Raw genomic sequence first — 14,215 nt, forward strand, 5'->3', positions numbered from 1 at the left:
CGCTTCCTCGTAGCCTAGAGTGTGTTCTTGAATATCCGTCCGTCCTTGATGACGACACTCAGATTCTTTTGCGGATCTTCGATCATCTGCAGGTCATCAAGCGGATTGCCGTCCCAAACCAGGATATCGGCAAACGCCCCTTCTTCGATAACGCCGAGTTTGCCGCCATACGGCGTCCGCAGACTTGAAAGCGCCAGAAGGTCCGCATTACCGGACGTCGCCATGCGCAACGCCTCGGCATTGGTATACCAGTTGGCAAGATGGGTCAGCATGGTATTCTGGCGGGGCGTCAGTGCCGGAGAAAAGAGCACATCGGAACCCCAGGCGGTCCTGATGCCATGTTTCTTCGCAAACTCGTAGATCTTAGGGGTTCCGGCAAATAGCTGCTTGATACGCTCCGCACCCGGGCCAGTTTGTGAGGCCGCATCGTCCATGGTCAGGAAAGGCTGGGTGCTCAGCCAGACGTTCTTATCCACGAACATCCTTGCTGTGTCTTCATCCATCAGATGCGCATGCTCGACACACGCCGCTCCGCCGACGAGGGCACGCTGCACTGTCTTCGGTGCGTAAGCGTGAACGGTGACGTAAGTATTCCAGTCCCGCGCCACATCGACTGCCGCCCGAATTTCGTCCTCGCTGAAAGTGGTCATGTCTAGCGGACTGCGGGGCGACGAAACGCCTCCCCCTCCGACGAGCTTGATCTGTGAGGCGCCCTGGAGAAGCTGTTCACGCACGCGTCGTTTCAGGTCGCCTACATCGTCGACGATAGCCGAGCTACCCATCATTTCACTGAGGCTGAGTTGACCATCTCGTGCAGGTATTTCGAATGGCTTGCGCAGGTCGGCGTGACCGCCGGACGTTGTAATCATCGCCCCTGAGGGGAAAATTCGAGGTCCCGGAATAGTGCCTTCATCGATTGCCTGCTTGAAGGTAAAGACGGGTCCGCCCAGGTCCCGCACGGTCGTGAAGCCTCGCATCAAGGTGCGCTCTGCTTCGGCTGTTGAAGACGCAAAAATGATGCCTGGATCCCCGACCATCAATGTTTGCAGCGGCACCGCGGCATATATCGTATGCCAGTGCGCATCGATCATACCTGGCATCAGAACGCGGTCACCGCATTCCATGATCGTTACATCAGAAGGCGGTGCACTGTTGGTTTTATCGATGGCAGAGATCTTGTTGCCTTCGACCAGCACCTGAACGCCCGTCTGCAGTGTATCCGACTTGCCATCGAACAGCCGCACCTGAGTAAGAAGTAGCCGGGACAGTGGCGCTGGCGTCTGTGCGCTACCCACGCCGGGAAGCATCCCGGCAACCGTGGCCGATCCGATCCCGGCCAGAAAGGTTCGTCGCGAATAGTCGCTGAGATAGCCAGATCGTCGCTGCAGAAGCGGATTTGCGCAGCCGCAACCGGCGTCATGAACAAGGTGTCGATACTTTCTGCCCAATCGGAACATTCGCATTCCTCCTAACCAGCGGCACCCCGACTATGGCTAGGAACCTAACATTGTATATGAGCGGACGCTACACGTGAGTGGCGCAGTCTGGTCTCGAAGATGCCCGCGATATCTTGCAGCCAACTGATGTACGCCTGGTGAAAGGCGTCCATTCGAGTGACTGACAAGGGCAAGCGATCACAAGCCCAACTGCCGTTGTGTCAATCGTCAGTGGGAATATGCGAGTCGACCCCGGTTGTTTCGATCTTGTTACGGACATGATGCACGCCATCGACCGCAAGCGCTGCGAGCTCGACTTTCCGGGCCATTCCGATTGTTTCGACCTCTCCTTCGAGGGTTACGACATGGCCATCTGCATGAACCTCAATGCCGCCGACATCAACGTCGGGGATGTTCTCTAGGTTTTCCGCCACTTTCGCTTCCAGCTCATCGCTGTCGTCGCGGTCGATGAGCCCGGGGCGTAGCGAGTCCCTGAAAGGATTCTCGTTGCCATCCTCATCGACGCCATCCACCCGGAAGCCGCTGCTGGGTTCTCGCCTAGAGGCTTCGCCATAGGCACCGTTTTCCGAATCGGCGCCCGTCTGTCCCTTGTCGGCATAAGGCCAGCCGTCGTCGATATTGCGCTCCTCAAAATCGCGATAATCTTCTTCACGCGACAGTTCTTTATCCTTCCCAGGCATGATGATCTCCGCCGGTTGCTTCTGGGAGAAACTCATCGGCCTGGAAATGGTTCAGGGATGGTGTCACTCCGTACCGACGTGCGTCGACGCCCTAAACAGTTTCTCGAACTCGGCGAGATCGCTGGACGCGACGTCGGAAATCGCCCAGAAGGCGAGACCGCCGTCCGACCACAGAGCCATGTTGTATCCATCAAGCACATCCGCGGCCTGCGTGGACGACACAGCCGGCCAGATGAAGAGGTTGATGACGTGCCCATGACGTCGGAAAACAAGGGCAGCGACGGCTCGACCGCCAATGTAGTCGACACGCCCCCCGACCAACGGGAAGCCGTCCTTTGAAAGATCGGTGACCGGTGGCGAAAAATCGATCTTGCCGTTGAACCAAGGCTTGACCGTGTGCTGGTCTGACGTCTGCACGTCGGTCAGATGATCGGCCATCATCGAGCGAACATGGCTTGCCAAAATCTGATCCTGCAAGAGCAAGGTCGGGGACGGTACGCTCGCAAAGATTATCAGACTTGCTGCAAGTGCGGCCAGCGATGGGACCAAACTCCATAACCGCAGGAAATCGAGAGCCTGACGCCAGCCCGACCGCCGTCCTAGCGGCAGACTGGATAACGCCCCATGCTCGAAGGACAGCATCGACATGACCTGCGAGTGCAATCCCTCCGGTGGTCGCCATTTGACGCCGTCCTGATCGATGATCTGTCTCACAGCCCGGACCCTTTCAATCTCCGCTTTGCAATCCGAGCAGGTGGCCAGATGTTCCTCGAACCGCGCCGCACGATCGGAATCAAGCTCGCCATCGGCAAAGCCGTGCAGCATGGTGCGCCATTCGCAGTCCTTCTGATCGGCTTCGTCGCTCATCTGACTACCCCGGCTTTATTGCATTCGTCCCATGCCTCGCCAAATTCGCGCCGCGCTCTAGCAATCCGAGACATGACGGTCCCAACGGGCGCATCGATAACGTCGGCGATCTGCCGGTAGGACAGATCTTCCAGTTCGCGCAGAACAAGGACTTCCCGCATTGCCTCAGGGAGGCCGTTGATGACATCACGCACGCGCTGCTGCTCGCTACGACGGATCGTCGCCGTTTCCGGCGTGTCCTCCTCCGAGGCGATCTCGTTCTCTCCGATGTCGTCGGCGTCCGCGCCGCCGCCATCGCTTAGCTGCCGCTCGAACCGCGCTTTGCGCCGATCCTGCTGGCGCCAAGCGTGACAGCAGTTCCTGACGATGGCAAAGAGCCAGGAACGCGGGTCGCCGCCGCGATATCCGCCGAAGCTGCGGTAAGCGCGCAGGAACGCCTCCTGAACGATATCCTGTGCTGCATCCGCGTCGCGGCTTAGAAAGCGAGCGAAATTGTAGGCCGCGTCAAGATGGGGAAGGATCGTCTGCTGGAAGCGCTGCATGAGTTCGTGCTGCGCACTCGCTTCGGCGTTGGATGCGTCCTGCTCTGCACCCACCCTTGCCGGAGCCATCAGGTGAAAGAGCTGCATTGCAGCTTTATGAAGCACCGCAAATGGTGACAATCGCGTCTGAGACCGCCGAAGGGCCAACCATCCCAACACGTCGTCTGATTCCGATGAATAGGCGGTCTGGGCGTCGGTCATCATTTTCCAGCCTCAGCAGCAAGGGATTCTAAGCGCGACACCCACATCCACGCAATGCGGCCATCTGCCATCAAGACCTTCCGCCGCACGCGTTTATTCCACCGCTGCACCGATTTTATTTGCCCGTGGAAGGACATCAGCCGCGGGCGGCAGAAACTTCTCAACATTTCCAGACACTTGAGAAACCACAGTCCAGTACCGGGAATAAGCACCGAGGAGAGCCGATCTAGTTCGTTAGCGATGGGCAGCACTTTGCCTGCGGCCTTCGCTACCCGAAATGCCATCAACAAGAGGAGGCATGCTCATGCTCACCATGTCACGTCGCGCTGTCCTGGGATCGGCAGCCGCCGCTGCGGCCTTCGGCCTCTCGTCGAAGCTCGAATTCGTACTGCCGGCACTCGCCGCAACGCCGCTGGAGCCAACAGTCGGCTTTTACAAATACAAGGTCGGCGATGTTGAGGTCACGGCGATCTATGACGGTATCTGGAAAAAACCGCACGATCCGAAGTTCATCAAGAATGCCTCGATCGACGATACCAAACAGGCGCTCTCAAACGCGGGGCTTACCACCGAATTCATGCCGATTCCGTTGACCGTCGTCGTCCTGAAGCTCGGTAATCATCTGGTCATGATGGATGCCGGCTCCGGCGTCGGCCAATGGCAAAGCAACGCCACGCACCTGCCGGCAAACATGGCTGCCGCCGGCATCGATTACAAGAAGATCGATACGATCATGCTCTCACATTTCCACCCCGATCACGTCTGGGGCCTGATGGAAAAGGAAACCAATTCGCCAGTCTTCCCGAACGCCGAGATCGTGGTCAATGCTGTGGAATACAACTGGTGGACAGAGCCTGGTCGGGTCGAAAAACTCGCCGAAGGCCGCAAGCCGGCAGGCAAGCGTATCGCCGATGTCTTTCCCAAATGGAAAAATTGGAAACTCGTTGACGACGGAGCGGAGGTTGCGCCCGGCGTCCGGCTTCTCGCGGCGCCGGGTCACACGCCAGGCCATTCCACTTACCTTGTTGCCTCCGGCGACAAGCAACTGCTCGTTTCCGCCGACATAATGTACGTGCCGGCGCTGCTCGCTCCCCATCCCGAATGGCAGGGCAGCTACGATCAGGACGGGCCGATGGCAATCGATACGCGCCGTCGCCTCATCGACCGCATCATCGCCGACGACATCGCCATTTGCGGATCGCACTTCCCCTTCCCTGGCTCAGGCACCTTCGTCAAGGACGGAAGCGCCTACGGCTTTACTCCGACAATCCATGCCTAAAGGCTCAAAGGAGACTAACATGAAACGCATGCTCTCAGGCTTCGCCCACTTCTGCGCTGCAGCCGTCTACCTTACGACATTCCCGGCCTTTGCTGTCGACAACATCGAATCCACGACGGCTCCTGACCTGACCTCGGTACGTGCCAAGATTGAAGCCAGGAACTATGCTGGCGCCCTCGCCGAGCTTCGCGACCTCGCCGACAACAACCAGCAGGCCGATGTTTACAATCTGATGGGATTCACGCTTCGCAAGACTGGCGACTACAGGACATCGCTGACCTACTATACGAAGGCACTGGAGCTGCAGCCCGACCACAAGGCGGCACGCGAATATCTCGGCGAGCTCTATGTCGAAACAGGCGACCTACCCAAAGCCGAGGAGCAGGTGGCATTGTTGAAACAACTCTGCCCTGGCGGTTGCGAGGAGCTCGAAGACCTACAAAAGGCGATCAGTATGAAGAACGCTAACTGACCTATCAAACGAGCATGAGAGCGGGCGGACAAGCCGCCTGCTTTCAGGATTGCGAGGGGGGGACGGGCGCGTGCTCCGTAGTTCTGCGCGTTTCAGTCCCGCACGACCGTCCAGTTATCGTCGGGGTTGAACTCCTTGATCGCCGCGGCGCGCTGCTCGGTCTCCGGTCCGAGATCGCGCTGGTAGACGATGTTGGCACCGTTGACGATGAAGGTCTGAACCCCGGTCACACGATACGTGACTGGCCAGGCAATCAACGCAAAGCCGCCCGTCATGTTGCCGTTGACGATGTAGCTCTGCTTTCCGCCGATCACGTTGGGGCCCTGGGCGGTCAGGATGCGATAGCGGTAGCCGTAATAGCCTTCGCCACGCTTCGCCTTGCTGAAGGCGGCGGTTTCTATCAGCGGCCCGGCCGGGCTTTCTTCGTCAAAGGCACCGGGCTCCCAGTAGAGGCCGTCACGTTGTCCCGGAGTGCTGATCAGCTTCTGTGCGAATTCGAAGAGACCGTCCTCGTCCTCGTCGATCTGCGCGTAGGCGTACTGGGCATTCACATAGTCATGCATGGTCTGGATCGTCGAGAGTTCATTCTGGCCGACGCGCCGATTGACGATCTCCTGCAGGCCGACTTCCGTATCGAATGCCCATTTGCCGTCCTTGTTCTTCGACAGAGGAAATGGCAGCGGCCACAGGATGTCACCAATCAGAACAACTTTTCGATCGCCGAGGTCCTGCAATTTCAGTTGTCGTGCAGCACCCTCGCGGATCGTTGCGTAGCTTATCATCGCCTCGTTGCTGGCCTGCAACTTGGCCGCATCCAGCCCGAGAAGTTTAGCCAAGCCATCAACGTTATTGGCGCCCAACACGGTCTTGAGCTGTTCGAGCGCCGCTGCTGGGTCATCGAAAGCCGGCGGCGTGCCGGCCTCGAATTCCTGAAGATTCGTCTGACCCTGGGACATCGATGGGGCCGCCCAGGCCAGGGAGAGAGCCGTTCCGAGCAACAGCGGGATCAATTTCAACTGTAGTCTCATGGTTTATCTCCGGAAATCTGAATAGCTAGACACCCTATCGCCGACCGCCGCCGCCGCGACCGCCGCCCCCACGACCACCACCACCACGGCCGCCGCCGCCATGGGGAATCGGGCGCGAGCGTTGGGCAGAGGGACGTGGACCACCGCGCTGCCCGCCGCCCATGCTCTGTCCGCCTCGCTTGGAAGCCACCGCCTCACGCCGGCCGGATTGGACATTGCCGAGGGCGCTCGATTGGCGCGAACGGTTGTCGGGCCGCGCCGCCATCTTCGGCGCACTTGACCTGTTCTTGGCTGCCGGCCTTGACGGACGGTTGGCAGCGTTACCCGGCCGATTGGCCGCATTCCCCGGACGTGCATCCACACGATTGGCCACGTTGCCGGGGCGAGCATCGGGACGCGCCGCGCCTGGCCGGTTGGCGGCACGATCTCCCGCACCGGGTCGCTGCTTCAGGCCCTCCGCCGTGCTTTTGCGGATGTCGTCTGCGCGAGCGCTGACATTTCTGGTTCCCTGTCCACGATTTGCCTGCCGGTCGCTGACCTTGTTCTTTAGCTGGTTGCGGTTATCGGACTGCAGGCTGGATTTGATCGCCGAGCGGTCGATATTCGCAAGTTGATTTCTATCGATGTTCAGCTTGCTGCGATCGACCTTGGTCCAGTCGACGTCGTTCCAGTTGACCTTGCCGCTAAAATTCCGGTCGTTGAAGCAATTGTTGCAGTCGATATCGAGGTCGCCGCCCCAATTGCCGCCCCATACTCCCCAATCATCCCAGTTGACGATGGCCCCCCACGCAATGCCCGTAACGGCTGCAGCGAAGAACGCTGCGCCTGGATAGTAATAGTTGTCATACGAGTTCGGATAATAGGAGATCGGCTCGACCGCATAGCCCGGCTCGTAGAGCATTTCTGGCGGATATTGCGGAATATAGATTTTCTCCGGATTGGTCGGCCGAATGACGACGTTCTCGTTCTCTGTCACCACCGTGATCTTGTCGTCCGATTTGATGACATTTTTCGCCACCGCTTCGTCACGAAGCTGCTGGATGGCGATCAGCACATCCTTCTGCTGGTTGGTGATCGCATCCCCCAGCGATTGCGTCCAATCGAGGTCTTCGCTCATCATCTTGACGATATCAGGGTAGTTCAGAAGCGATATGACGCTTCCGTCCCAGTCGTCCTTCGGCTTGAGGTTGGTGTCCTTCTTCTTCGCCTCGAGGAAACGCTGCGCCTCGATAATCTCCAGCGGAAACAGCGAGGCAGCCGAGATCGCGGCTACCAGCTCATCCGGATAAAGCGCGATGCGAGCCACAAGCACTTCCATTTCGTCCTCGGAGAGGAGATCCGTCTCCGGCTCCGGCTGAGGCTGCGCGGGCGCGGTCGTCTCTGCCGCCGCAGGCTTCGGCGTGGGCGTCGCAGTCTGTGAATAGACCGGCGGCACCGCCTGCATCGAGATGATCGCCAGGGCAGAAAGCCCCGCAAGCAGCTTGAAGGATCTTGCTTTCATCACGCATTGACCTCCTTGCATGAAACCTTCGATTGAATGTTCAGACCTATCGCAGCTTGGGCCTTGCCAGGCCCCATCGACTGAGCGTCACGATTTTCGATTGGGACAGCGCCTCGCCGATCTCGGCGACAAGCGCCTCGACAAGGCTCGCATATTCCTGGCGCCGAGCTTCCCTCACGTCATCCGGAAGACCGTCCACATTCGCCAATGTCTCGGCAGCGGCGGCCAGGTCTTCACACATGCTGCGAAAGGTTTCGCTTGCGCGAAACAACTGCCGCACCCGCTCGACCTGCCCTGAAAAATGCGCCTCGGCGATCGCGAGCGCGGACAGTTCTGCCGAATTGCTTTCTCCCGACGTCATGCCGCCCCCCGCTGTCATAGTCGCGTCAAGCAGATGGCGGCATCATATAACGATTGCCGGGAGCGTAAGCGTAACTTACGCGATCCTACGGCGTGATGGCCTTCGACCTGGAGGGACATTTTCTGCCCCGCAGCCAAGCATGACAGCCGCCCGAGAACCGTCTTCAGCAGCGGTGAACCTACGGATTCGATAGAGGTTACGCGATGCTACGGGCCTTTACCCCAAAGTACGTCTAGTATTCCGTCCTCGGCTGTGACCGGATGGGCGCTGCAAACAGCCGAAAAGGAGGGACCGTGTTTCTCGACTACTTTGCACTGGGAGTGTTGGTCTTCATGGTGGTCACCCTCTTCTATGCGGTGATTGCCATCCACGACATTCCGCATCTAATCGCCAAGGCCAGAAACCATCCGCACCAGGACGCCATCCATGTTGCCGGTTGGGTGAGCCTGTTCACGTTGCACGCAATCTGGCCCTTCCTGTTCATCTGGGCCACGCTCTACCGCGAAGATCGCGGCTGGGGGATCCGGACGGATGGCAAGTTGTCCCCTGAGGCCGAAGCCAATGCCGAAATTGCCCGCCTTCATGCACGGATCGCGGAACTCGAGGCGCAGTCGCCGGAGAAGGAGAACGCCTGATGGATCTGCTCCTCATACTCACTTATGCCGCAATCTGTTGGGTGATCTTCAAGGTCTTCCGCATTCCCGTGAACCAGTGGACGCTTGCAACGGCAGTTCTCGGCGGAATCTTCCTGATTTCCACCCTGTTGCTGCTCATGAGCTACAACCACCCCTATTCCAGCGATGGGCGTATCTATTTTACCTCCGCTCCGGTCATTCCGACGGTCGGCGGTCAGGTCGTGGAAGTACCCGTCACGCCAAACGCTCCGCTGAAGAAGGGCGACGTCCTCTTCAGGATCGATCCTCGCCCCTACCAATATACCGTCGATCAGAAAAAGGCGTCGCTTGCTGAAGCCAAGCAAACTGTCCTGCAACTGAAGGCGGCTCTCGACGCCGCCAACTCGGCCGTAACTGGTGCGGAAGCATCAAGAGACAGGTCGTTGCAGGCGTTTGAGAAATTCCAGGCCTCGAACGAAAACGCGAAGTCGAGCGGTAGGGGCGCCGTGTACTCTGAACTGGAAGTCGAGAACCGGCGCGGCATCTACCTGACGGCCGAGGCCGCCGTCGATACGGCGCGCGCACAGGCGGCACAAGCCCAACTTGCTTATGAATCGGAGATCAACGGCACAAACCCCACTGTGGCGCGACTGCAGGCCGAGTTGCTCAACGCCGAATACGACCTCGACCAGACCACCGTCCGGGCACCAAGCGACGGTTATGTGACGCAGGTCTTTCTCCGGCCCGGCATGATGGCAAATCCCCTGCCCTTGCGGCCGGTGATGGTCTTCATCAACAGCGAGGATCGAATGCTGGCAGCCGCCTTCATCCAGAACTCGCTCCAGCGCGTACGCGTCGGCGACGATGCCGAGGTGGCCTTCAAAGCGGTACCCGGCAAGATCTTCAAGGCGCGCGTCCAGGAGGTCATCGACGTTATGGCGCAGGGCCAGTTGCAGCCGAGCGGCGCCTTGATCGATCCGCAATCACCCGAACGAGTTTCACCGGGACAAACGCTGGCGCGCATCGAACTCCTGGAAAGCACCGACGGGTACCAACTGCCCGGAGGCGTCGTCGCCGAAGTTGCCGTCTACACACATTACTGGCACCACGTTGCCGTCTTGCGCAAGGTCCTGCTGCGCATGAGCAGCTGGATGAACTACGTCTTCCTCGAGCACTAATACGCATCAACTTTTCCGGTCGCCGCTCGAGTGTGGCGGCCGGCCAGACTCTCGGAGACTACAAAAAACAAAGGAGCCCGAGGTGATAGGCAGCCTACCAATGTTGCGCGGCTTAGCCGGCTTCAACAAGGACTGGCTTCGTAGCGATATCCCAGCTGGGCTGTCGATCGCTGCCGTGGGCTTGCCGAGCGCCATCGCCTATCCCGCGATTGCCGGCCTGCCGCCGGAGACAGGCATCTATGCCAGCATCGTTGCTCCGATCGCCTATGCAATCTTCGGTCCCTCAAAGCTTCTGATCGTTGGCCCTGATGCCGCCACGATGACGGTGCTTGCCGCGGCGATGGCAGCGATCATCGCAGCCGAGCCTGCGGCCGCCAGCGTCGACCGCGTCGCTATCGCCTCGGCCCTCGCCCTTGGCGTCGGCGTGTTCTGCATCTTGGCAAAGCTGCTGCGGCTCGGCGTCCTCGCGAGTTTCCTGTCGCGTCCAATCTTGGTCGGCTTCTTTGCAGGGGTGTCGCTGTCTATCCTTGTCGGACAAATCAGCCGCTTCACCGGAGTAAAGATCGAATCCGACGGTCTCCTTGCACCGATCGTCGAGATTCTCAGCAAGGCCGCCTTGGTCCACTGGCCGTCACTTCTATTCGGACTCGCTATGTTCGCGCTGCTCTGGATCGTGAAGGCTTTGGACCTCAAGATCCCGGGTCCTGTTCTCGTGGTTGTTATTTCCGTCTTGCTCTCCGCGCTCTTCGACTTCCGCGGACACGGCATGGCCGTCGTCGGCGATATTCCAAGTGGCTTCCCGAGCTTCTCCCTGCCGGCAGTCCATCAGATGCCGCTTAGTCAGCTCGTTCTTGGTTCGGCTGTGATCTTTCTCGTGAGCTTCGGTGCAGGCATCGTAACCGCGCGAAGCTTCGGATCGCGCACCGGCGAAGAAGTCGATGCGAACCAGGAACTGATAGGCCTCGGCGCAGCCAACATTGCACCCGGTCTGTTCGGTTCATTTCCCATCAGCATGTCGGACTCGAGAACCGCCATAAATCTGTCGACCGGCGGCGTTTCCCAACTGGCGGGACTGGTCTCCGCCGCCACTCTGGTTGCGGCTCTTGTATTCCTCCACAGCGCCCTGCGGATCCTGCCGATCCCCGCACTCGCTGCCATCCTTGCAACCGCAGCCATCAGCCTGATCGACGTTCAGGAACTCAAGAAGATCTGGCACATCAGTCGCATGGAGTTCGTCTTTGCGCTGATCGCCATGTGGGGCGCGATCAGCTTCGGCGTCCTCAACGGCGTGGTCGTCGCCGTGGCCGCTACCTTCGTCTACCTCCTGCGCAAGACGATGTTCCCGCGCGACGGCCTCCTTGGCCACATTGAAGGTCGACACGGTTTTTTTGACCTCACTCGCTTCCCGGATGCTCGCCCTGTCGAAGGCGCTGCCGTCTTCGCGATCCAAGGCAACATCCTGTTCTATAACGCCGACTACGTACGTACGCGCTTGACGACGGTTGCCAAGGAGCTCGCCGCCGGAACCAAGTGCTTCGTTCTCGACGCCAGTGCCATCACGCACGTGGATAGCACCGGCGCCGTCGCACTCGATGCCGTGGCGGATGCCTTGGCGGAACGGAACATCGTCTTTGCCATCGCCGATCTCAGCCAGGAAAGCCGCGGCGTCCTTGAGCGTGCCGGAGTCATCAAGAAGATCGGCACCCACAATCTTTTCAATGGTCGGGAAGAGGCGTTGCGCGCGCTGATAGGCAATTCTGCAGAACAGTGAAAGTGCACAGCGACATAGAACAATGGAGGGAACGATGGACGAAGCATACGATGTGAAACAAGAGGCTTCAACGGAACGCAAAGGCAAACACAAGAAGGCCAAGTCCTGGGACTACGACAAGGAGATCAAGCGGCTGCAGATTGAACTGTCGCATCTGCAGGCGTGGGTAAAGAAGTCGGGCGCCCGCATCGTCATTATCTTCGAGGGCCGTGACGCCGCCGGCAAGGGTGGCATGATCAAGAGGATCACCGAGAAGGTCAGTCCACGCGTATTCCGCGTCGTCGCCTTGCCCGCACCCACCGATCGCGAGAAATCCCAGATCTACATGCAGCGTTATATTGCGCACCTGCCGGCAGCCGGCGAGATCGTGATCTTCGACCGCAGCTGGTACAACCGAGCCGGTGTTGATCGCGTGATGGGCTTCGCCAGCGAGAAGAAAGCGCAGCGCTTCCTCGAACTGGCGCCCCGTTTCGAGGCGGCCATTGTCGAAAGCGGCGTCATTCTGCTGAAGTACTTCTTGACCGTCAGCGAGGAAGAACAGGAACGCCGCTTCAAGCGTCGCATCGATGATCCGGTCAGACAGTGGAAGCTCAGCCCAATGGACGTGGAGTCCTACCAGCGTTGGTGGGACTATACGCGGGCGTACGACGAGATGCTGCGGATGACGGACAGCAACCACGCGCCATGGTGGATCGTGCCTTCCGACGACAAGGAGCGCGCCCGGATCAACTGCATCTCGCACATCCTGCAGTCGATCCCTTACGAGCGGGTAAAGTTCCAAGCACCGGATCTCGGCAAACGGCAGAAGCGGCCGTCGAATTACATGGAGGATCAGAGTCTTAGAAACATCGTACCGGAGACGACGCGATGACGCCTGATCCATTCAGCCACGTCCTGTCGAAACTCTTGGGATAGGCACACACGATGGAGCAACAGACGAGCGGGACCGCGATTGGAGCCAGTCCCGCGCAGATTTCAGTGGAAGCCCGGGTCAGCGACCTGGTTCGGATCGGCATCATTGGGCTCTTCGCCTATTGGAGCCTGCAACTGATTGCGCCATTCGCGCTGATCGTCATCTGGTCGGCGATCCTTGCGGTGGCGCTCTTTCCCTTGTTCAACGGCCTGTCCAAGCTGCTCGGGGATCGGCCCGTGCTTTCGGCCACGGTTATCGTTATCGCTTGCCTTGTGCTGATCATCGCACCGCTGGCGCTGGTCGCCGTCAATTTCGCTGACGCGACGCAGGACCTCGTGGCTCAATTGAAGTCCGACAATTTCACGCTACCCGCAGCGCCGGAAGCAATACGCGGTTGGCCTGTGGTCGGCGAGCGCCTTTATGCCGGCTGGAACCAGGTGGCAGGCAATCTCGCTGAGGCGATCATGAAGTTCCAGGCGCCTCTTCGCGAAGTGATGGGTGTTATCCTCGCCAAGCTTGCGTCGATCGGCGGTGGAGTGTTGAGTTTCGTTGCTTCCATCATTCTCTCCGGCATCTTCCTCACCATGTCTCCCCGCCTCGCCTCAACCATTCAGGTACTAGCCGGCCGCATTGGCGGTGAGAGGGGTGTGGGCTTCGCGCGGCTGGCGGGATCAACCGTTCGCAACGTCTCGCGCGGAGTCATCGGTGTTGCACTGCTTCAGACACTCCTCTGCGGCCTGTGTTTCGCGTTTTTCGATATCCCGGCACGCGGAGCCCTGACCTTTCTCGTGTTCATGCTTTGCCTGATGCAACTTGGCCCGGGTCTTGTCCTTATCCCGGCCATCGTCTGGGCATGGTTCTCCTGGCCGACGTCGATCGCGTTTGCCTTTACCGTCGTGGCGATCCCGATCACGGTGGTCGACAACGTCTTGAAGCCGATCCTGATGTCTCGGGGACTATCGACCCCAATGCCGGTAATCCTCATCGGTGTCATCGGCGGAACCCTTTCCCATGGCCTGCTCGGCCTGTTCTTAGGACCGATCGTCCTCAGCGTCTTCTATGAGTTGCTGCGTGCCTGGGCTTGGCCTTCGGAGGCGCCAGATGCAGCGATGAGTTCTCCAACAGTCCCGGAGCGCGCGAAGGTAGATTGACACCTGCCAGCACAGCGCCGCGCGGCTCGGTGCACCATTCTCTGCAAAACGCCGAGAAGCCTGCAGCGCTACGTGTCGGCTTGTTGTATCCCGTGCTATCGGCAGGCAACCATTTCAGGATGGGTCTGACGCAGCGGTTGCAGCCTTCGGTAGTTATGCGCTAGTATCAGATGTAGCTAAATATTTGCGTGATCTCGTTA

General features: G+C 59.3%; 14 protein-coding genes. 7 read left to right on the forward strand and 7 right to left on the reverse strand.

The genetic code is table 11. The features are described 5' to 3' along the window. Positions 1 to 14: 14 nt before the first annotated feature. From FHX16_RS09990 to FHX16_RS10005, 4 genes are all read right to left on the reverse strand, one after another. Positions 15 to 1,457 (reverse strand): amidohydrolase family protein, encoded by a 1,443-nt coding sequence (locus FHX16_RS09990; protein WP_259127422.1) that lies wholly within the window; start codon positions 1,455 to 1,457, stop codon positions 15 to 17. A 200-nt stretch (positions 1,458 to 1,657) separates the two neighbouring features. Further along, positions 1,658 to 2,137 carry a BON domain-containing protein gene (locus FHX16_RS09995; protein ID WP_183861811.1) on the reverse strand — a complete coding sequence of 160 codons (480 nt, stop codon included), beginning with the start codon at positions 2,135 to 2,137 and terminating at the stop codon, positions 1,658 to 1,660. A gap of 63 nt (positions 2,138 to 2,200) precedes the next feature. Then, entirely contained in the window at positions 2,201 to 3,004 is an 804-nt protein-coding gene (locus FHX16_RS10000; RefSeq protein ID WP_246712590.1) for an anti-sigma factor, read from the reverse strand. Next, positions 3,001 to 3,750, reverse strand: coding sequence for a sigma-70 family RNA polymerase sigma factor (locus FHX16_RS10005; protein WP_405049270.1), 750 nt, complete (start codon positions 3,748 to 3,750; stop codon positions 3,001 to 3,003). Before FHX16_RS10005 ends, FHX16_RS10000 begins: the two co-directional genes overlap by 4 nt. Before the next feature lie 301 nt (positions 3,751 to 4,051). On the opposite strand from FHX16_RS10005, the gene FHX16_RS10010 reads away from it, so the two are divergent. Both FHX16_RS10010 and FHX16_RS10015 read left to right on the forward strand, forming a co-directional pair. Next, a complete protein-coding gene (locus tag FHX16_RS10010) occupies positions 4,052 to 5,026 on the forward strand; it encodes an MBL fold metallo-hydrolase (RefSeq protein WP_183861813.1) in 975 nt (324 codons plus the stop codon). A gap of 19 nt (positions 5,027 to 5,045) precedes the next feature. Continuing rightward, positions 5,046 to 5,498 (forward strand): tetratricopeptide repeat protein, encoded by a 453-nt coding sequence (locus FHX16_RS10015; RefSeq protein WP_183861815.1) that lies wholly within the window; start codon positions 5,046 to 5,048, stop codon positions 5,496 to 5,498. Positions 5,499 to 5,590: 92 nt separating this feature from the next. On the opposite strand, the gene FHX16_RS10020 is transcribed toward FHX16_RS10015, so the two are convergent. Genes FHX16_RS10020 through FHX16_RS10030 form a run of 3 tightly spaced genes read right to left on the reverse strand, consistent with a single transcriptional unit; the run spans position 5,591 to position 8,388 of the window. Next, positions 5,591 to 6,526 (reverse strand): DUF2950 domain-containing protein, encoded by a 936-nt coding sequence (locus FHX16_RS10020; RefSeq protein ID WP_183861817.1) that lies wholly within the window; start codon positions 6,524 to 6,526, stop codon positions 5,591 to 5,593. Between the two features lie 34 nt (positions 6,527 to 6,560). Continuing rightward, a complete protein-coding gene (locus tag FHX16_RS10025) occupies positions 6,561 to 8,027 on the reverse strand; it encodes a DUF3300 domain-containing protein (protein ID WP_183862021.1) in 1,467 nt (488 codons plus the stop codon). A gap of 46 nt (positions 8,028 to 8,073) precedes the next feature. After that, a complete protein-coding gene (locus FHX16_RS10030; RefSeq protein ID WP_183861819.1) occupies positions 8,074 to 8,388 on the reverse strand; it encodes a hypothetical protein in 315 nt (104 codons plus the stop codon). Between the two features lie 293 nt (positions 8,389 to 8,681). Here FHX16_RS10030 and FHX16_RS10035 point away from each other — a divergent pair, with 293 nt between their 5' ends. The 5 genes from FHX16_RS10035 to FHX16_RS10055 all read left to right on the forward strand — a co-directional run bounded on the left by FHX16_RS10035 (position 8,682) and on the right by FHX16_RS10055 (position 14,015). Continuing rightward, the gene (locus FHX16_RS10035) at positions 8,682 to 9,023 is read left to right on the forward strand and encodes a DUF3302 domain-containing protein (RefSeq protein ID WP_183861821.1); all 342 of its coding nucleotides are present in this window, start codon (positions 8,682 to 8,684) and stop codon (positions 9,021 to 9,023) included. Beyond that, entirely contained in the window at positions 9,023 to 10,180 is a 1,158-nt protein-coding gene (locus FHX16_RS10040; protein ID WP_183755441.1) for an HlyD family secretion protein, read from the forward strand. The genes FHX16_RS10035 and FHX16_RS10040 overlap by 1 nt, the downstream gene beginning before the upstream one ends. A 100-nt stretch (positions 10,181 to 10,280) precedes the next feature. Continuing rightward, positions 10,281 to 11,951: a SulP family inorganic anion transporter gene (locus FHX16_RS10045; RefSeq protein WP_210296665.1), complete on the forward strand. Its 1,671-nt coding sequence runs from the start codon at positions 10,281 to 10,283 to the stop codon at positions 11,949 to 11,951. Between the two features lie 34 nt (positions 11,952 to 11,985). After that, positions 11,986 to 12,822 carry a polyphosphate kinase 2 gene (gene ppk2 / locus FHX16_RS10050; RefSeq protein ID WP_183861825.1) on the forward strand — a complete coding sequence of 279 codons (837 nt, stop codon included), beginning with the start codon at positions 11,986 to 11,988 and terminating at the stop codon, positions 12,820 to 12,822. Positions 12,823 to 12,875: 53 nt separating this feature from the next. Then, entirely contained in the window at positions 12,876 to 14,015 is a 1,140-nt protein-coding gene (locus tag FHX16_RS10055) for an AI-2E family transporter (protein ID WP_183755438.1), read from the forward strand. Positions 14,016 to 14,215 lie beyond the last annotated feature (200 nt).

This window comes from Rhizobium sp. BK661, assembly GCF_024808825.1.
Taxonomy (GTDB): Bacteria; Pseudomonadota; Alphaproteobacteria; order Rhizobiales; family Rhizobiaceae; genus Rhizobium.

Bases quoted from the DNA above. Each gene is read 5' to 3' on its own strand.
- ppk2 (WP_183861825.1), top strand. From the start codon at position 11,986: ATGGACGAAGCATACGATGTGAAACAAGAGGCTTCAACGGAACGCAAA.
- FHX16_RS09995 (WP_183861811.1), bottom strand. From the start codon at position 2,137: ATGCCTGGGAAGGATAAAGAACTGTCGCGTGAAGAAGATTATCGCGAT.
- FHX16_RS10005 (WP_405049270.1), bottom strand. From the start codon at position 3,750: ATGATGACCGACGCCCAGACCGCCTATTCATCGGAATCAGACGACGTG.
- FHX16_RS10030 (WP_183861819.1), bottom strand. From the start codon at position 8,388: ATGACGTCGGGAGAAAGCAATTCGGCAGAACTGTCCGCGCTCGCGATC.
- FHX16_RS10045 (WP_210296665.1), top strand. From the start codon at position 10,281: ATGTTGCGCGGCTTAGCCGGCTTCAACAAGGACTGGCTTCGTAGCGAT.
- FHX16_RS10010 (WP_183861813.1), top strand. From the start codon at position 4,052: ATGCTCACCATGTCACGTCGCGCTGTCCTGGGATCGGCAGCCGCCGCT.
- FHX16_RS10015 (WP_183861815.1), top strand. From the start codon at position 5,046: ATGAAACGCATGCTCTCAGGCTTCGCCCACTTCTGCGCTGCAGCCGTC.
- FHX16_RS10055 (WP_183755438.1), top strand. From the start codon at position 12,876: ATGGAGCAACAGACGAGCGGGACCGCGATTGGAGCCAGTCCCGCGCAG.
- FHX16_RS10000 (WP_246712590.1), bottom strand. From the start codon at position 3,004: ATGAGCGACGAAGCCGATCAGAAGGACTGCGAATGGCGCACCATGCTG.
- FHX16_RS09990 (WP_259127422.1), bottom strand. From the start codon at position 1,457: ATGTTCCGATTGGGCAGAAAGTATCGACACCTTGTTCATGACGCCGGT.
- FHX16_RS10040 (WP_183755441.1), top strand. From the start codon at position 9,023: ATGGATCTGCTCCTCATACTCACTTATGCCGCAATCTGTTGGGTGATC.
- FHX16_RS10020 (WP_183861817.1), bottom strand. From the start codon at position 6,526: ATGAGACTACAGTTGAAATTGATCCCGCTGTTGCTCGGAACGGCTCTC.
- FHX16_RS10025 (WP_183862021.1), bottom strand. From the start codon at position 8,027: ATGAAAGCAAGATCCTTCAAGCTGCTTGCGGGGCTTTCTGCCCTGGCG.